Consider the following 19,470-nt stretch of genomic DNA (forward strand, 5'->3'; position numbering starts at 1 on the left):
TTGGCTATTATATAGAAAATTTTCGCTTTGGCAAGAGGTTTTTTAAAAAAATTGCATTTTTTTATTGGTTAAGTAAAATTTTTAGCGCATTGATAATATTTGCCAAGTCATTAATACGGTTTTCCACGCGTTTTGCCAGCAGCTTGTCGATAAAAGGCTGGCAAGCTTGGCAAGCAAATTCTGATAGCTGATGATTTGGGCATAAAAAAGGCACGGGCTGTTGGCAATGCGAAATTGCCCAACCAGGATAATCATTTGCCATAAAAGGCAGACATCCCATCAATAATTCGTACCATACCACCCCCAAACTATAGTAGTCGCTAAACTTGTCAACAGTCTGTCCTGTGAATTGCTCAGGACTCATATAGGCGGGTGTACCAGCGGTGTAAGTTTTGCAGTTCAGTGAGGCATTTTTTGCCATAGCATCGCTAAGACCAATATTACTGAAACCAATATCACTAAAACTAAAATCACTCAGACCAAAGTCAATTAACACCACCTCAAGATTGGGTTTTACAATAAAGTTGGCGGGTTTGAGATCCAAATGCATCAGCCCAAATTGATGTAAACGGTTGACCACTTGGCAACTATGTAAAAAAATGGTCATTTTTTGCGGAAGACTGAGTAGTGGCAATTTAGCATGCGCATACATCAAGGATTTTAACGTCTCGCCTGAATGATAGGACATGACCAGACAGGGACCAACAGATTGCTGCGGCTGCTGTTGGTCAAAGATGAGGGTATCAGGTAGAAGGTTTGAAGCATACAGCGTAGGAATACCGCTTGTTGCATGGGTGCTGTCAATCGCTAGACTTTGGCAATGATGAAGAGCGTTAATTTCTTGCTCAAAATGGGCGAGATTGGTTGCGCTAAAGTGAGGTAGTAATTGTTTAACCACAACGGCTGTAGGCGGGGAGTGAGTTGAATGCCATACCCCATACCAAAGCTTGGTATGGTTGAGTGGATTTGAAGCTGATAGTAGCTGTAGGTCAGTAACGACCGACTGACAGCCATTTTTTATGATAACCAGTGCTGGGTGAGTTGACCTTGTCTCAATCATGATGGCTTAACGGGTCTGCCTTCAATCAACTGCTGGTATTTTCGGGTCACGGTATTGCGTCCCCAACCGAGTAGGTCAGCCGCTTGTCCTTTATGCTGAGCAGTATGGGCGAGTGCCACTTCGAGCAAACATTTCTCAAACATCGGATAAGCGGTTTGCAATATGTCATACTGTCCTTCAGCCAGTGCTTGTTGTGCCCAAACTTGCAGCGGGGTGATCCAATCTGCGGTTGCGACAGTTTGTGGTGCGTGCAAGGTCGGTACGACCGTTGTAGCGGGCAAAGGCGTTGGCAGCTCACTCGAATGGGCACTCAGATTAGAACAAGCACTGGGGCTATCACTGGGAGCTGGCAAAGATGACGGATGTTCGCTAGCAGGTGCCTCAAACTGAGTGTCGGGCTGATAGTTATGTGTCTTATGTGTCTTATGTATTTTGGGCTCACGTGTAGTTACAGGCGTGCTATCTTGCGATTCAAACGCTTGTAAAATCTCGGGTGGCAAATCACTGGGCTGAATGGTTTGCCCTGTTGTCATCACACTGAGCCAGCGGCAGGTATTTTCAAGTTGACGCACGTTGCCTTGCCAAGGATAGCTTTGCAAAATATGCATGGCAGAGGGGGTGATGGTTTTGGTCGAGGTATGCATGCTTTTGGCGATATTTTGCATAAAAAAATCGATTAACAGCGGAATGTCTTCGCGGCGCTCACGTAGGGAAGGTAGCGCCAGTCGAATGACATTGAGCCGATAAAACAAATCTTCACGAAACTTGCCTTGCTGCACAAGGGTTTCTAAGTTTTGATGGGTCGCTGCGATGATACGTACATCGACTTTAATGGGTTTGAGACCACCGACACGGTAAAACTCACCATTTGCTAAGACGCGCAGCAAACGTGTTTGGGTAGGTAAAGGCATGTCGCCGATTTCATCCAAAAACAAAGTGCCACCATGCGCCTGCTCAAAACGCCCTTGGCGCGTGGTAGTCGCACCTGTAAACGCGCCTTTTTCATGACCAAATAGTTCAGCTTCAATCAAATCATGCGGAATCGCCGCCATATTGAGGGCGATAAATGGTTTGGATTTGCGTGGCGAATGTTCGTGTAAGGCACTGGCAATCAGCTCTTTACCCGTCCCTGATTCGCCGGTGATGAGTACTGTCATCGGCATATGCGACAAGCGACCAATCGCACGAAATACTTTTTGCATGGCAATGGATTGCCCGATGATGCCCGATGGGTTGGTGGGGGCTTTTTCTAGCGCGACTGCTACTTTTTGCGCTGGCGGCTGCTGTGCATCACGAATCAGAGAGTCGTTGTAGTTCTCAGACTTACTGCGCTTTTGTGTTTGGTTTGACTGGCTTTGCAGGCAAGCTTTTTTCACCATGGCAATGGCATCATCCAACTCAAACGGCTTGGGTAAGTAATCAAATGCGCCTGACTGATAGCTATCCACCGCAGACTGCACATCAGCATGCGCGGTCATGATGATGACAGGAATTTGTGCAAAGGCTTGTTTGATTTTACTGCTAAAGTCCAAGCCGTTCATCATCGGCATTCGAATATCGGTGACGATAACACTTGGTAAGGAGGCACTATTGCCACTCTTCGCTTGGCTGTCTTGCCCACTATCTTGTAGTAGCCGCCACGCCGATTGCGCATTGCCAAAGGTTTGCACTTGAAACCCACTATCTGTCAGCGTATCTTCCAAAATCATACGTAACGCTTGGTCGTCATCGATGACCCAAACAATAGGTTCGGTGGTTGGCGTTTTATTATTGGTATAAGTCATATAAAAACCCTATATGGGAAACTGTAGTATTTAAAAATTCATAGCCGATCAGTCATGATGCTGTGGTGTATCACGCTTAAACTATCATTTGGTTATTTGCCGAATTTGCCAAGGTAAAAAAATCGTAAATAGGGTTTCACCTGGCTGAGAGGTCACACTGATTTGTCCTTGATGGCGCTGAATAATGTCATGAGCAAGTGCCAGTCCCAACCCCGTACCATTGGCGCGTCCTGTGACCAAAGGATAAAAAATTTGCGGTAACAACTCACTATCAATGCCCAAGCCATTATCAATAAAATCAACCCGCAATACGCTTTTATGTCGTATATCGGCAATGGTTTGTTGGTGCTGAATACGGGTCTTTACCGTGATGCTAGGCGACACAATGTCGTTTTCATTGAGCGCTTGTATCGCATTATTGACGATATTCATAAATACTTGTACAAGCTGGTCTTTATCAGCGGTGATTTCTGGCAACGATAAATCAAAGTCTCTGACTAGACTAATATTGGGGTTTTGTATTTCTGCCAATGTTAGTACATGCTGCAGGGGCTCATGTACGTTGATTACTTGCCAGTTGGGCAAATTTGGCGCACCCAGCAATTGGGTCACCAAGTTATTGAGTCGTCTGGTCTCATCCATGATGATACTGAGATAATTGGCGACCTTTTGCGCCTTGGTGTCGTTAATATAGCGGACAATCCCATCAGATTTCATGATTTGATTAAAATTCTTCTCAAGCAGTTGGCTTGCCCCAAGGATGCCGGCTAAAGGGTTTTTGACCTCATGTGCCATACTGCGAATCATTTGACGGGTTATCAAATGTTGGTGATTTTGATATTGTTCTTGTTGAATACGACTTTCGCGATCTTTTGCCCAAATTTCAATCAAATAGAAAAAACCCGCCTCGGTTTCTAATGGGGAAACCCCATAATCGACCAATAATGGTGCACCAATACCTTGGGTACTTAGCCCCAAAATGGTGCAATCATGATGGATAAAGGCTTGGTACATTTTTTTGGTATGTTCAAATTGGTTTTGCAGCGCCAATTTGACCTGTGCTTTGGTTTTTTTATGGGTTATCGGGTCATCATCCGTATGCGATTGCTCTGATGCTTGCGTTAGTAATTTTTCATAGTTTGCGGGGGTTAAAATATCGATAACATTTTTATGAAGTAAATGCTGCTGACTAACTGACAGAATCTGCTCAGCCGTCGCGTTGATATAGACGCACTCGTAGTTGATGTCAGCGACAATCAGCCCCGATAATAGGTTATTGAACATATCATCAAACAGGGTTTGGTTGGATTCAAGACTATGTAAAAAAGTAGGATGGGTCATTGGATAACTACCACAAATTTGAGCAATGGTTAAAGTGCAATTTAAATGCCAACAACTTATTGGAAAATATTTGGATCATTGTCACAACAGATAAATAATAGAATGATGGGCAGCAAATCAGTCATTGAATATAAAAAAATCACTCATTTATAGCAACGTGCTAATCGTAGTATGATATATTTTGAACCAAAATAGTGCAAAAGTTAAAACGTAATTGCTAAAAAAAGACATATAAAAAAAGGGCATAAAATCTATGCCCTTTGATGTACTGTAGCTATAAAAATTAAAACCATTGGTAGGTTAGTGAGACGAATGAATTGATGCCTTTTTGTCGATAGCCATAAACTGTCTCATAATCTTTATCTGTGAGATTGTTAAGTCGGCTGCTAATGGTTAGGTTGGGACTGACATAATAATTCCCAGTCAGGTTCAACAAGGTGTAGCTGTCTAGAGTTTGTGAATTGTTGGCATCACGATAACGCTCTCCGACGTGTTGTAGCTCTGTTCGAATGTCATATTTTGGCTGTTGATAGCCTAGGTAAACAATACCTTTGTTTTTGGGTTGATAAATTAATTCTTTGCCCGTTTTTTTATCTTCAGTATCTAGATAATCATAACCTAGACCAAATAAAGTATTATTTAACTGCCAGTCACTGGTTAACGAAATACCGTTAATATCCGCTTTATCTATATTTTGCATTTGACCTGCATAAGTAAGTGGGTCGGTGGTTACCCAAGCTAATTTATCGGTAAATTTAGATTGGTAGGCTGTTACGCGTGTGTGTTGATGATGATTGCTGTTTTCAATAAAGATTTCTGCATTTTTGCTGGTTTCAGGTTTTAAGTTGGGATTTTCTGAGCCTGGCCAATACAAATCGTTGAATGTGGGGGCACGAAAATTGGTTGCGTATGATGCACCAATGCGAGTGCTGGGGCTAAGACGATACGCACCGCCCACATTGTAGGTGGTTTTGCTATCAAATTGTGAGTTATCATCGTGACGCACATTTAATTGCACATCATATTTATCTTGAGCGAGCTGATAACCCAAAAACTCACTGTTGATAGTGCGGTGAGTCACGTCATAGTCATTAGAGCTATCAACTTCTTGTTTTAAATTCTCATAACCACCGATAAGCTTACCGAGTGGCAACTGATAGCCAAGCTGTATGGTTACTTGTTTCTGAGTCGTATTGATTACATCGTCTAGGCGACCTGTTTGCCAATCTGCACCATCATACGTGGTAGATTTATCATAACTTTGACCATATTTAATATTGGCAGACAGTTTATCTTGTTGATAATCGGCAAAAGCTGAGACAGCCGCGTTTTTTTGGTCAGCATACGCGTTTGGCACTTCTGAACCATTATCAATATCTGTAGTGGATTTTGCAAATAATCCTGTTGCTCCAATCTCAACATTGTCATTGACTTTATGCTTGGCGACCAAACTTGCGTTTTTGGACTCAAAACCGTCTTTGTCAGCATGATGTATGCCGAACTGAGCGTAAGGTTTCGTCGCGTCAATGCCATTGGTCTTTTCATAACCCGTAGAAAGGCTTAAAGTCGTTGCAGAATTAACCAGTTGTCCTGTAATTTGCCCTTTATAGCTGTCCTCTGAACCTGCACCCAAGGTCAAGGCTATATTTGATTGTTGAGCATTTTGACCTTTAGTAAAGACTTGAATCACGCCGCCCATCGCATCTGAGCCATAAAGACTTGAGCCAGAAGCACCATAAACTATTTCTATTCTATCGATTTGGTCGACTGGTAATAGCGATAATGCTGCTCCACCTGCGGTTGCAGAGCTGTAACGAATCCCATCGATTAATACTAAGACTTGACTATTGGAGTAACCACGCAATCTGACACCACTGCTCGCACCATCCCCACCATTTTGAGTAACATATATGCCACCTTGTCCACGAAGTACATCTATCACGCTTTGACCGCGATAACGTTGTAATTGTTCTTCATCAATCACAGTGGTTTGGGCGATGGTATTCTTGACAAGCGTCGGCGTTTTGGTTGCTGTAGTAGTAAAGGTAAGGCTCGGCAACGTCGTTTCAGCTTCGCTAGTAGCAGCGTCGCTAGTCGCCGCATGAGCGCTAACACCAGTCATGGACATGCCAATAATCACCAAAACGCTTTGCGTCATTGGATGCATATTAAAAAATGGCTTTTTGATAAAACGTGGTGATGTCTGACAGGTATAACGCATAACTTGACCCAAAAAAATAGTTTAAAGACACATTGTAGAAAAATATCGTTACATAAGCTATTACTTTTGCTTGGTCATTGCTCATCAAAGCTTGAGAATTTTTCAATAAAAAACCCCTCTAGTACCTAAAGGGGTTTTGATACAAGCCTTCGTATCAACAGTTAGCTTGCTTGCTGCTGTAATTTTTTAGCTTTTTGGTAGCATTCATTAATGTGATTTTCAGCAATTTTTTTAAACATCAAATAACCGATGGTACCTGCTACTAATTGACCGCCAAATGGTACAAATTTGGTGACTTGCTTGGCGATAATACGGCTACCAAAACCTTGGAAAGTTTTTTTGGCGATACTGCGCGTCACCACTAGCCCTGCAAAATCCACCGCTTTATCTTTTAGTTGGTTGATTTGCGCGCCGTTGTTCAAATCTACGGCTGCTTGGGCTGATTCAATTAAACCAAATTTAGCGGAGATTTCAGGTAGCAATTTTGATAACAGACCTGCGTCAACCGCAACGTCTAGTAGCGGCACAGGGACAACCGCGGCTGCTGCCGATATTTTGGCTTTACTTTTAATCATCGCCTCGCATTCGCGTTTGATTTTTTCTAAGTCAAGTTTTGGGTCGATGGTTTTGGTCGAATTTTCTGCTGACATAATTTTTCCTTCTAAAAAATTTCAATTATCAATAGTAAAGGTAGTATTGCAAACGTTTGTAACAAGAGACTTGCAACAAGAGATAAGTATTCATTAATGGTCATTGATGCTGTTTCATTAATGGTAAGTGATGACTCTTTGGTTTGATTATAACTGAGTGTAAAGGTATCAATAAGCATCTTTTTGCAAAAAAATGCTAATGGTTTGTAGTGGCATTATTACGATATGCAAAATTCACAAATATCTATGAAAGCTGATGGGATGTTTTTCACCGTTTCGCTGTTGTAATTTTGCCTATTCACTCTCATTATGCTAGTTTGTTCTCTCTATTTTATTTGGCAACCCTGATAAATTTATGTTGACTGTGACTCCCCGTTTTAGTGCCACCAAGATTGACGATATTCCCCGTGATTTACAGCCGTTGGCGCAGACATCGATGACATTAGCACGCATTTTGGCTGGGCGGGGTGTGCGAGATGCGGCAAATTTAGACACTTCCTTTAATAAGATGTTACCTGCAAATTCGCTTACAGGCATTACCAAGGCAGTGGCGCTGCTTGACAAGGCGATTGATACGCAGCAAAAAATACTGATTGTGGGTGATTTTGATTGCGATGGCGCGACCAGCACGGCACTGATGGTAAGGGTGCTCCGTGAAATGGGCGCACAGGTTGAGTTTTTGGTGCCCGATCGTTTTAAGTACGGTTATGGACTGACGCCAGAAATTGTTGCGCTAGGTATTGAAGCCTATTATCCTGATGTGATTGTCACGGTTGATAATGGTATCTCCAGCCATGCGGGGGTCGAGCTTGCCAAAGCCAAAGGGCTAACGGTGATTATTACCGACCATCACCTGACGACGCAGGCGACACCAAACGCCGATGCCGTGGTCAATCCCAATCAGCTGGGCTGTGATTTTGCTAGTAAATCATTGGTAGGGGTTGGGGTGGCATTTTATGTGCTAGGCAATCTTGCCAAAGTCAGACGCCAAGCCAATAAATCCACCACCCAAGTGAGTCGCTATATTGATTTGGTGGCACTTGGCACGGTGGCGGATGTGGGCGTATTAGACCAAAATAATCGTATTTTGGTGCACCAAGGTATCCAAGCCATCAAGCAAGGTCGTTGCTGTGTGGGTATTTTGGCGTTGTTGGAACAGGCAAGTCGGCAGGCAGCCGACATCACGGCTCAAGATTTTGGTTTTATTTTGGGACCACGCATCAACGCCGCAGGTCGTATGGATAGTATGCGCATAGGCATTGACTGCTTGCTCACCGATGATTGGGGGGAGGCTCAGCGGCTTGCGCATCAGCTCGATAAACTCAATCAAGAGCGCCGCCAAGTCGAGCAGGGCATGCGACAACAAGCCGATAGTGTATTAACGACGCTTGAGAATCCATCTGAGCAAAGCGCCGTAAATCAAGTAACGCACCGCAAACGCAGTATTATTTTGTATCAAGATGATTGGCACCAAGGGGTGATTGGCATCGTCGCAGGCAGGCTAAAAGAAAGCTACCATGTGCCTGCTATCGTGTTTGCCCCTGCGGATACGTCATTGATTGAAGATGACGATCCTATCAAAGGCTCTGCACGCTCCATTGAAGGCATTCATATCCGTGATGCCATTGAATCAGTCGCGCAAACCTATCCCGAACTTATTAGCCACTTTGGCGGGCATGCGATGGCGGCAGGTCTGACAATCAAACGAAAAAACTTTGAGCCGTTTTGTAAAGCGTTTGATGAGGTAATTGCAGCGGTGGCTGATGAGGTATTTGCAGAGACGTTATATAGCGATGGCGAATTGACAGCTGGTGAATTCACGGTCGATTTTGTAGATAGCTTGCAGACGTTGGCTATTTGGGGACATGGTTTTGTGCCACCGATATTTGATGGGGTGTTTGTGGTGCAGGATTATCGGGTGTTAAAAGAGCGGCATTTAAAATTATGGTTATCGTATCCCGATGTCCCTTTTACTATCGAAGCGATTTGGTTTAATGCTGACTTTGACGCGATAGCTTTGTCTGCCATCAATCGCAGTGTGTCAAAAGTGCATTTACTCTATGAGCTGGAGAAAAATTTATTTAATGGACAAACCAAATTGCAGTTAAGGGTAAAAAAGGGTGTACTCCTCTAGACAAGCGTTTTTGCTGATTCATACACAATCCGGTAACCATAACACCCAATAAAGATGATAAACGACATAAAATGACATGTTAATATAATTTATCACCTATACCGCCCCAAATTTTGATAAATTATGCAGGTATCAAGGTGTTAATTTTTAGCGCTAATTTTTTAAATTTTGATAAAGCTTTGGCGCTTAGCTAGCTATTATTTATTATTTAACCGTTTGTGTTTTAACCGGCTATCTTTTAACTGGCTGTTTTTTAACTATCTGTCTTTTACCTGCGTATGGAGAATTGCCATGAGTAAATCCCTTGCCAACAATGCAACCGCAACGACGGCTCGGCAATGGCAAATCCTCTCACAGCTGGATCGCAAACGTTGGCTCGGTACCACCCATATCAAAGAACAGCTTGATTTGATGGGTTTTGATATCAGTTTGCGAACCATTCAGCGAGATTTAAACGCTTTGGCAACACGTTTTCCGATTGAAAAAAACAATACCAATCCACAAGGTTGGCGCTGGCGTGAAGATGCACCGATGCAAAGCTTGCCGCACATGAATTTGTCGCAAGCGGTGGCGTTTAGTATGATGCGCCATAATTTGACCCAGCTATTACCCCCCGCTATTTTAGATGAATTGATTCCGTGGTTTGACCTAGCGAATCGGCAACTCAAAGAAAGCAAAGTGGCAAACACTTGGCTTGATAGAGTGCGTATCCTGTCAGCCAATCAACCGCTCATCCCACCATCGGTCAATCCAGCCGCCAAAGACGCCGTCTATGATGCGTTGTTTCAAAATAAAAAACTCATCGCCTGTTATAAAGCGCGTGGGCGAGAGGGAGCGCAAAAATACACCTTAAATCCGCTAGCCATTGTGCAGCGTGGTGTGGTGATTTACTTGATTGCCTCTCGAACTGACAGAGCCTCTGACGATGTGCGCCAATTTGCTTTGCACCGTTTTGAAAGTGCGGAAGTGAGCGCAAGCGACGCGCAAACCCCGAAAGATTTTAATTTAGACAATTACATCAACACAGGCGCGATGGGGTTTAATTACCCGTTGTTCCAAAAACTCATGCCTGACAGTGAAAAAAACAACCACGAGCCCCCCATACAGCAAGTGCATTTATTGTTTCATCCGTTATCGGGGGCAAGTTTGCTTGAAAGCCCATTATCAACCGATCAGCAAAGCTGGGAGGATGATGAAGGATTGCATATCACAGCCACAGTGAACATGACATCGCAGCTAGTATGGTGGCTACGCGGTTTTGGTAAAGGACTGCGAAAAATCGAGCCTGAGATTTTATCAATCGCCGTCTTTGAAACCCAAACGCCAAACCAACAAGCGCCTAATCAACAACCCACCGTCCAAACAATAAGCGAATAACTAACAAACGCCCAAGTAAACTAACTACTTTGTCCGATTTTTCGAGAATCTTATGAAACATGATAATAATACCCTTGAATCCACTGCCAACGACACCAACTCACAGCAGCCTAGCAAGCCAAAAACCACGATTTTATACAGTGATTTGACGGATGATTCACCTATCACATCTGTCAAATCGCCTGATAATCTGACACCTAGTACTACTACAGAAACGTACCAGATTATTTCGGCGCAGTTTGCCGACCCAACGCCAGCACCATCGGTTGAAGTGAAAGCGCCAGTCAACTCACCCAACTTGACCGATAAAAACACTAGCGAGGTCGTATTGGCAAGCACCTCGCCGCTACACCATTCGCGACAGAAAGCGCCAACAAACAATCCCATGACTGATGACAATATTTTGCAAAAAAGTCATCAGCTAGCAATCACCCAAGACGATCATCTGGAAGATGATAAAACAGCGACAGGTATAGCTGTCGAGCATATGGATGTGGTACTCAAGCAGTGGTATTTTACTGTACAATGGGAGCACACACAGATGCCAAAATCGGGGCTTTACAATAAATTTAAAAAACGCACGCAAGCCATCGACCTAGACTTATCCTGCTTGCTTTGTAACCGATATGGCGAGGTGATTGAAACTGTCTGGTTCAAAAATGTCCGTGATAAAGCGCAGTCCGTACGCTATCAAGGCGATGAATTATTGGGCAAGAAGCCATTTAGCGCTATCGATGACCGCAAAGAAGACCCTGACAACAATCAAGGCACAAAACTCAATGATGCCAACTTAAACCAAGAAAGTATGGTGCTTTTTTTAAGTAAGCTCCCCCCACAAGTATTTCATGTGGTGATGATTGTGTCATCGTATCATGGCTATGCGCTTAGCAAAGCGAAACAAGCGTCTTGTCAGATCAGTGATGATGAAGGTAATGTGATTAGTGAGTTGGCTTTGGCCAAACTGCCAAGTAATACGAAGGCATTATGGTTTGCCAGTCTGACCCGTTCTGCCGATAGCTGGCGCTACAACAACGAGCATCAACCTTTAGATAATAACAAGATGGCGCTAATTGAAAAAGAAGTGAGTGAAAAATTGGTACGTACGGCGAGATGACTTGGGTGTAGCATAAGCTTACTCTTTAATTCTCCTGAGTAAAATCACCAAGCAATTTTAAAGCCAAAATTTTATACATTTGACGACGTTGCCATCGCATCTGTCAGTGATTGGATATATTCGCCACTGTGATACTGTGGTACACTATGACAAAAAAGGGATTGTCTTAATCGATAGGGATACATCGCATCTGCATTATTTTTCTCCTAAATATAGGTATTCCTAGATACATTATTGACTCATTATGCGGTAACCGTATACTTTGCGTTTAAAATGGTCAATCACATTTTATCCCATAATTAGTAATACTTACTGTGAAATTTCTCACGCTGCTAGATGCATCATCTAGTATCTCAATTAACATTCATATAAAAGAGGTTCTCTATGGCTAGTGGAAAGTCAAATATTATCTATACCTTAACTGACGAAGCACCGCTACTGGCGACTTATTCACTACTTCCTATTATTGAAACATTTACCAAACCCGCTGGCGTTAAAATCACCAAAACCGATATTTCCGTTGCCGCGCGTGTATTGGCAGAATTCTCTGACTACCTGAAACCAGAACAACAAGTGACCGATAATCTTGCTGAGCTTGGTCGGTTAACCCAAGACCCAGACACCAATATCATCAAATTGCCTAATATCAGTGCCTCAGTGGCTCAGCTGCAAGAATGTATTGAAGAGTTACAAGCCAAAGGCTATAACATTCCTAATTACCCAGAAAACCCAACCACAGACGAAGAAAAAGCCCTCAAAGCCCGTTATGGTAAATGTTTAGGTTCTGCGGTAAATCCCGTATTACGTGAAGGTAACTCAGATCGCCGTGCCCCCGCTGCCGTAAAAAACTATGCCAAAAAACACCCGCATTCAATGGGTGAATGGAAACAATGGTCAAAAACCCACGTCTCTCACATGGAAGAAGGTGATTTCTACCATGGCGAAAAATCAATGACCCTTGATAAAGCGCGTAAAGTCAAAATGGAGCTCATCACCAACAGTGGCAAAGCTTTGGTGTTAAAACCCGAAGTTGCCCTACAAGACGGTGAAGTGATTGACTCAATGTTTATGAGCAAAAAAGCCTTAATCGAATTTTATGAAAAAGAGCTAGAAGATTGCCGCGAAGGTAAAATCCTGTTCTCTCTACACGTCAAAGCCACGATGATGAAGGTGTCACATCCTATCGTATTTGGTCACTGCGTGAGAGTGTACTACAAAGATGCCTTCGAAAAATGGAACAAAACCTTTGACGAATTAGGTATTAATGTTAACAATGGTATGGCAGGACTATACGAAAAAATCGAAACCCTACCGACCACTATCCGTGAAGAAATCGTCCGTGACCTGCATGCCTGTCAAGAACATCGCCCCGCATTGGCGATGGTGGACTCAGCAAAGGGAATCGATAACTTCTATTCGCCAAATGACGTCATTGTAGATGCCTCAATGCCAGCGATGATTCGTAATGGTGGTAAAATGTGGGCAGCCGATGGCAAGCCTTACGACTGTAAAGCCGTGATGCCAGAATCGACATTTGCCCGTATTTACCAAGAAGTCATCAACTTTTGTAAATGGCATGGCAACTTTGACCCAGCAACCATGGGTACCGTACCAAACGTAGGTTTGATGGCACAAAAAGCGGAAGAATATGGTTCTCACGACAAAACTTTTGAAATCCCAGAGGCAGGCGTTGCCAATATCACTGACATTGAGACAGGCGAAGTGCTGATGTCGCAAAATGTTGAAGAAGGTGATATTTGGCGTATGTGTCAAGTCAAAGATGCGCCAATTCGTGACTGGGTAAAACTGGCCGTTACGCGTGCACGTAATTCAGGCATGCCAGCTATCTTCTGGCTTGACCCATACCGCCCACATGAAAATGAGCTCATCAAGAAAGTTAAAAAATACTTACAAGAGCATGATACCGAAGGTCTAGATATCCAAATCATGTCCCAAGTTCGTGCGATGCGTTATACCCTTGAGCGTGTGGTGCGTGGTTTGGATACCATCTCAGTCACAGGTAACATCTTGCGTGACTACTTAACTGACTTGTTCCCAATCCTAGAATTAGGCACATCAGCCAAAATGCTATCAATCGTCCCATTGATGCAAGGCGGTGGTCTTTACGAAACAGGGGCAGGCGGTTCAGCCCCAAAACATGTCGAGCAGTTGGTTGAAGAAAACCACTTGCGCTGGGATTCACTCGGCGAGATGCTGGCGCTTGCGGTATCTTTAGAAGACTTGGGGATTAAAGAAAACAACCCCCGCATAAAATTACTGGCAAAAACCCTAGACTTGGCAACGGGTAAATTGTTGGATAACGACAAATCACCATCACGCCGTACCGGTGAGCTTGACAACCGTGGTAGCCATTATTATCTAGCCAAATACTGGGCAGAAGAATTGGCGAACCAAGAGGAAGATAGCGAGCTTAAAACCAAGTTTGCGCCACTGGCTCAAGCGTTGTCAGAAAATGAAGACAAAATCGTTGCTGAATTAAATGAGGTTCAAGGTCAACGTGTGGATATTGGCGGTTACTATAAACCAGACCAACAAAAACTAAGCCAAGTGATGCGGCCAAGTGCGACATTTAACCAAGCATTGGCTTCGTTTGATGCCTAATTCAATAGTATAAAAAAAGCCGAAGCTGGATGCTTCGGCTTTTTTAGTGCCTGGCTTTTTTAGTATCTGTAAATGGTTAAACATAGCTAAGCTAAGAGTATAGCTGAGTTAAAAAAACGGGTGAGCCAAAACCGTCAACATCATTGTTTGTGCTTTTCTTCAACAAGCGCCAATGCAGATTTTAGCTGGTTAGTAATATCATTTTTATCATAATTACGAATATCATGAAAATTTAAATGCAGGTTAAACCCAGGTAAATTAAAGTTCACCCAATCGGTTTGCTCCATGGATTCGCTTTTAGGCTCTAGCAATTGCCACACATTCATGGCATCTTGAAAGCCTTTAAATTTAAATTGCCCCACGGCTTGGCAATGATGGACATGACCAATTAAATTAAACGTACTTTCACTGATCAAAATTTGATTGTTTTGCGCGGCAGATTCAAGGCGAGAGGCAAAATTCGCTTCTTTTCCAACCACGGTATAAGTCATACGATTGCGGCTGCCAAAATTACCGACATAACAATACCCTGTATTGATACCCATACGTACATGCAGCCCTTCAAAACCGAGTAATCGCCATTGGTGGCGCAGCACTTCCATTTCACGGCGCATCTCAATGGCCATACTGGCACAAGCAATCGCGTTATCACGGTCATTACCACCCATATCGCCAAAATAGCACAATAAGCCATCTCCCAAAAACTTATCGAGGGTCGCCCCATATTTTTGGCTCACTTGGGTCATACGGTCAAGGTAAGTATTTAAAATATTGGCTAAATGGTCGGAGCTAATATGATCCGACAAATCGGTAAAGCCAACAATGTCCGAAAACAAAATAGTTAGCTTGCGCCGTTGATTAATGACTTCAACCTTGGTGTTATTTTTGACAATGGGCTGCCAAATCTGGGGAGGCAAAAAACGGGTTAATTTATTGGTTACCTTGACTAAGGTATCAATCCGTGCCTGCTGCTGCGCAAGCATTTGATTTTTTTGGCGTAAGCGAACTACCATGGACCAAATATGATAACCAACAATCAAGATATCAGTAAATACGATGACAAAATTTAAAATGTCTTCTTGCTTGGCCGACAAACTAATGGCAGGTAATAAAAAATGCGCGAATATCAGACTAAGTAGACCTACTGCTACGGTTAATAATACCAACGAAACGGTGTATTTGGTATTGGAAAAAATCAGACGAATCAAAATCAACAACCATAACGCAAGGCTTGGGATATAGTTAAACTGCAACATACCCGTTGCCAACGCCATCAGGGTTAATACACTGGCCGAAGTAATGTAGTGATGGGGCCGGATAACACTCAAAGTGGTGACGATAACGCCTACTACCAACAGCAAGATACTGAGCATATGATAAATAGGCGGTACATCAAGAGAGGTTAAGGTAAGCAATACAACAAAAAATGCCACTAACTCAATGAATTTCGGACTTTTTAGATTGGTCGAAAGACCTTGAATGGATTCACGCAATTTAGTTCGTCTACCTCGTGGTAAAATTTTTTTTAGACGTTCATTTGCCAATCAAATGGCATATCACGATGACCCCGCAGTGCCATCATCAGTGTCTGCTGCATATGGCTGAGCACTTCAGGGGTATAAGGGATGGCTGGATTACCCCATACTGGATTGGGCCAAGCAATGTCATTTTGGTAGCGCACGATATGATGAAAATGCAATTGCGGCACTTGGTTGCCAAGCGCGGCGATGTTCATTTTGTCGGCTTGAAAAGTTTTGGCAAGCTGACTTGATAGCCAGCTAGATTCACGTAAAAACTGGGCTTGGTCACTGGCGGACAGTTCATATAATTCTTTGATACCTGGGACACGCGGAATTAAAATCAACCAAGGAAATTGACAGTCGTTCATCAAGCGGCAAGTAGATAACGGAAATTCGCCCACCAAAAAAGTATCTTTTGCTAGTTGTGGATGTAAATTAAACATAATAACTCAATGCATTTAAAAGTGTTTTTGGAATTTAAAACTGATAAAATCAAATAATTCGCGTATTTTAGCAGTTATACCTACAAGACGAAATACTTTATTCAGAATAAGCGCATTGCAATTTAGGGTTTCTTAAAACATAAATCAAGGCCGTTTATTTAGCCTAATTATGTCTGAGCGTTTTACAAATTTTGGGAAGTTTATGCAGTTGTCAAAGTCTCTTAATCAATGTCAGCATCATGCTGATGCAACATCTTTATACCGCCGTTGTTTTATGATGGCATTGTTTGCCTTATTCATGGTTATCACCAGTGTCAAACCCACCGCTGCATGGGCGGCTGATAGCAGCAAATCAGCCAGTAGCGCCAGTGGCACGGCAACCCCACAAGACACCTTTGGGCGTGACACCCCCCGCGGCAGCATGCAAGGCTTTATTGAAGCTTTGGCAAAAAGTGATTGGATGCTCGCGAGCCGTTATGTGGATTTAAGTTCTACCAAAGACCCCAGTGGCACGCTCGAATCTTTAAAATCGGCACTCGATAGCGGCGGACGTATCAACGAGCAGCTACAAATCAGCAATGACCCTACCGGCAATCTCGATGATAAACTAGCGCCCAATCTCGATAAGGTAGGGGAAATCAACAATCCCACCGCTGACAAAAAGAGTATCGACATCTTAATGCAGCGTGTCAAACAATCTAACGGTACCTATATTTGGCTGATTTCACAACAAACCTTGCGAGAAGTGGCGTCGTTATCACAGGTTACCCAGCCGACACTGGTAGAAAAGTACATTCCCAAACAATGGATTGAGAAAGATATTAAAGGCTATAGTCTTGGGCACATCGGGGCAGTGATTGCGCTCATGATAGCGACTTATCTCGCCTGTCTATTGATTAGCCAAATCTTATACATGATTATCACGCGGATGTATCTAGCGACTCACCCAGATAAAGAAAAACAATTTCCGATTGATGGGCGAGTGGTCGTACCTGCCGCAATGGTGCTAACGGCGCTGATTATCAAAGAAGCCATGATTTTGGTGGGTATCAATTTGGTTGTGCGCAATATGGCGTCCAGCCTTGCCGATATTTTATCTTGGGTATCCATGGTATGGTTGATTTTACGTATTTTGGATTTGATTTTTAAACGTGCGGAAAACTATGCCAGTAATAACCATCATCCAGAGCGGCTATCGGTGCTAAATCTGCTGCGAAAAGTGGTAAAATTGATTTTGATTGCGGTTGCGACCATTGTGATTTTGGGTAATCTAGGCTACGACTTAACCACAGGTATTGCCGCATTGGGGATTGGTGGTGTGGCGTTGGCATTGGGTGCACAAAAAACGATTGAAAACTTGGTGGGCAGCGTATCGGTCGTTGCTGACCAGCCTGTCAATGTGGGCGACTATTGCCGCTTTGGCACGCAAGAAGGTACGGTTGAAGACATCGGTATCCGCTCCACCCGTCTGCGCACCACCGATCGCACGGTGGTGACGATTCCCAATGGTAACTTCTCATCAATGAGTATCGAAAACGTTAGCAAACGCGACATGTTTCATTTTTCGCAAGTGTTCTATATCTCGCGCGATAGCGAAATCAGTGAGCTAAAGGAATTTATCGAGCAGACGCAAATTTATATCACCAATCATCCGGACACCAACAGTGTGTGGAATCAAGTGCGTATTTCTGGTACTCAGCAAGATGCGTATCTCATTGAAGTGCGATGCTATCTCAATGTAAAAGGCGCGATGGATTTTAATCAAAAACAAACCGATATGATTTTAAAAATCGCGGAGATGATGAAAGAAGTGGGACTCAAAAATGCGTTACCGACCAGCCGTGTGATGATGGGCAAACCGATTGATATTACCTATTCAAATTTTGCCAATACTGTACCTGTAAAAGATAAAGTAGCGGCGTCAGAAAAACTGGCACAATCGGATAAGCCTGATACCAAGCCTTAATGACTCATAGTTTTGACATTGGCTTTTGAATTGGACAGGGTGGTGGCAGGTGTGGCATCACCCAAGTCAACATAGACAGGAATTGGACTGTCGTATGTTTGGGGCAATGAGGCACAACTGCTAATATTAAAAACACAAACAGTAAGCAATATTTCTTTCATTAAACTAGTCATTTAAAAATACCCATTTAGCTATTATTCAATAGTAATATTAGAATAAGTTTTAACAACGGTATAACTTTGTATAGAATTGAATTAAATGAGCAAACCTAATTTAAATTAATATTCTCAAATTCTAAATTCCCATAAATATTGTAATACATCTGTTTTACTTGAAGATGCTGAAGATTTTCATTAGATTTAATTAATTTGATAATTCTTTCTTTATCTTTTTCGCTCATAGCATAGCCAAAAAACAGAGTATCAAAAGCGTCAAATGGAATTTTCTTTAAACAAACTTCTGAGTATTTTGGAAAAACACTTGAAAAGTGTTCGGGTATTTTATCTTCAAAATCTGGTTCTATTAAATTTTGGAGTTTTTTATCTGAATAATTTAGAGGAATAACAATCCTAGATTCCATCTCATGCATCCATTGTGGCGCTTTGGTAAATAACAGCTTTTTAAAAAGCTCTTCATATTTCATTTTATTTTCTAAGTACAATTTGAAAAAATCTTTAAATTCAAATTGTTCTCTTATTTCATAGGATTTAGCGTACTCACCATTTATTCTTATGTCACCTTTATAGCAAGTTATTGATGCCCTGTCACTTTTATTATAACTAACCTCCATAGGTTTAAAAGTATGAAAAAATGAGTGTGTTTCCTTAAAAGAAAGAGCAACACCCCTTCCTTCACTAGCGTAATGTGTCCACATTTGATCATTATCAATTCTTTTAGATAAAGAAAAAACGCCTATATGACAACTCAAAGCTTCAACAATGAACTTATTAAATTTTTCAACAGTATCATAAAGTTGTTGTTTGACAGCTCTACGATAATCTTCAACAGAAATATAGTCTGTAAAAGCTAAAAGAGTAGGAAATTCTTCAATTGAATATCTTCTACCAGCAGGCTCTAAGTGCAGTTTAATCAATTCGTCGTTTGATGGATATTCTGTATTTCCTACATTAAACTGTCTAAAACATTTCCTTGCATATTCTATATCAGCAGGTGAAAACTCCTCAGAACCTGTTCACAATCTTTTCAATAACAAAGCGATGAAAGCAAGATTGGTAAAT

The 19,470-nt window shown here is 42.5% G+C and carries 14 protein-coding genes; 5 read left to right on the forward strand and 9 right to left on the reverse strand.

The genetic code is table 11. The features are described from left to right. Positions 1-61: 61 nt before the first annotated feature. The 5 genes from RTN07_RS08360 to RTN07_RS08380 all read right to left on the reverse strand — a co-directional run bounded on the left by RTN07_RS08360 (position 62) and on the right by RTN07_RS08380 (position 7,056). On the reverse strand, positions 62-1,060 hold the full coding sequence (locus RTN07_RS08360; RefSeq protein WP_312177354.1) for a serine/threonine-protein kinase: 999 nt from the start codon (positions 1,058-1,060) through the stop codon (positions 62-64). After that, positions 1,057-2,844: a sigma 54-interacting transcriptional regulator gene (locus RTN07_RS08365; protein WP_312177357.1), complete on the reverse strand. Its 1,788-nt coding sequence runs from the start codon at positions 2,842-2,844 to the stop codon at positions 1,057-1,059. Before RTN07_RS08365 ends, RTN07_RS08360 begins: the two co-directional genes overlap by 4 nt. 84 nt (positions 2,845-2,928) lie before the next feature. After that, entirely contained in the window at positions 2,929-4,185 is a 1,257-nt protein-coding gene (locus RTN07_RS08370; protein ID WP_312177359.1) for a two-component system sensor histidine kinase NtrB, read from the reverse strand. 283 nt (positions 4,186-4,468) lie between these two features. Next, positions 4,469-6,406, reverse strand: a complete 1,938-nt coding sequence (locus tag RTN07_RS08375; protein WP_312177361.1) for a TonB-dependent receptor domain-containing protein — start codon at positions 6,404-6,406, stop codon at positions 4,469-4,471. 161 nt (positions 6,407-6,567) lie between these two features. After that, a complete protein-coding gene (locus RTN07_RS08380; RefSeq protein ID WP_312177363.1) occupies positions 6,568-7,056 on the reverse strand; it encodes a hypothetical protein in 489 nt (162 codons plus the stop codon). A gap of 355 nt (positions 7,057-7,411) precedes the next feature. Here RTN07_RS08380 and recJ point away from each other — a divergent pair, with 355 nt between their 5' ends. The 4 genes from recJ (at position 7,412) to RTN07_RS08400 (ending at position 14,303) form a co-directional block, all read left to right on the forward strand. Beyond that, positions 7,412-9,190, forward strand: coding sequence for a single-stranded-DNA-specific exonuclease RecJ (gene recJ, locus RTN07_RS08385; RefSeq protein WP_312177364.1), 1,779 nt, complete (start codon positions 7,412-7,414; stop codon positions 9,188-9,190). 291 nt (positions 9,191-9,481) lie between these two features. Continuing rightward, on the forward strand, positions 9,482-10,567 hold the full coding sequence (locus tag RTN07_RS08390) for a helix-turn-helix transcriptional regulator (RefSeq protein WP_099808232.1): 1,086 nt from the start codon (positions 9,482-9,484) through the stop codon (positions 10,565-10,567). A gap of 52 nt (positions 10,568-10,619) precedes the next feature. After that, positions 10,620-11,681 carry a TerD family protein gene (locus RTN07_RS08395; protein WP_312177365.1) on the forward strand — a complete coding sequence of 354 codons (1,062 nt, stop codon included), beginning with the start codon at positions 10,620-10,622 and terminating at the stop codon, positions 11,679-11,681. A 384-nt stretch (positions 11,682-12,065) separates the two neighbouring features. After that, positions 12,066-14,303, forward strand: a complete 2,238-nt coding sequence (locus RTN07_RS08400) for an NADP-dependent isocitrate dehydrogenase (protein WP_312177367.1) — start codon at positions 12,066-12,068, stop codon at positions 14,301-14,303. A 140-nt stretch (positions 14,304-14,443) separates the two neighbouring features. On the opposite strand, the gene RTN07_RS08405 is transcribed toward RTN07_RS08400, so the two are convergent. Both RTN07_RS08405 and RTN07_RS08410 read right to left on the reverse strand, forming a co-directional pair. Continuing rightward, a complete protein-coding gene (locus RTN07_RS08405; protein WP_312177368.1) occupies positions 14,444-15,796 on the reverse strand; it encodes an adenylate/guanylate cyclase domain-containing protein in 1,353 nt (450 codons plus the stop codon). 32 nt (positions 15,797-15,828) lie between these two features. Next, positions 15,829-16,266: an HIT domain-containing protein gene (locus tag RTN07_RS08410; protein WP_036601311.1), complete on the reverse strand. Its 438-nt coding sequence runs from the start codon at positions 16,264-16,266 to the stop codon at positions 15,829-15,831. Positions 16,267-16,468: 202 nt separating this feature from the next. Between RTN07_RS08410 and RTN07_RS08415 the strand changes: the two genes are divergently transcribed. Further along, complete coding sequence (locus tag RTN07_RS08415) at positions 16,469-18,232, forward strand: mechanosensitive ion channel family protein (protein ID WP_312177370.1); 1,764 nt, start codon at positions 16,469-16,471, stop codon at positions 18,230-18,232. On the opposite strand, the gene RTN07_RS08420 is transcribed toward RTN07_RS08415, so the two are convergent. Both RTN07_RS08420 and RTN07_RS08425 read right to left on the reverse strand, forming a co-directional pair. Beyond that, the gene (locus tag RTN07_RS08420; protein ID WP_157797026.1) at positions 18,229-18,405 is read right to left on the reverse strand and encodes a hypothetical protein; all 177 of its coding nucleotides are present in this window, start codon (positions 18,403-18,405) and stop codon (positions 18,229-18,231) included. The two genes, RTN07_RS08415 and RTN07_RS08420, sit on opposite strands and share 4 nt — an antisense overlap. 95 nt (positions 18,406-18,500) lie before the next feature. Further along, positions 18,501-19,325: a DUF2971 domain-containing protein gene (locus tag RTN07_RS08425; protein ID WP_312177372.1), complete on the reverse strand. Its 825-nt coding sequence runs from the start codon at positions 19,323-19,325 to the stop codon at positions 18,501-18,503. Positions 19,326-19,470: the final 145 nt, after the last annotated feature.

Source organism: Moraxella sp. CTOTU46934 (assembly GCF_031979465.1).
Lineage (GTDB): Bacteria > Pseudomonadota > Gammaproteobacteria > Pseudomonadales > Moraxellaceae > Faucicola > Faucicola tetraodonis.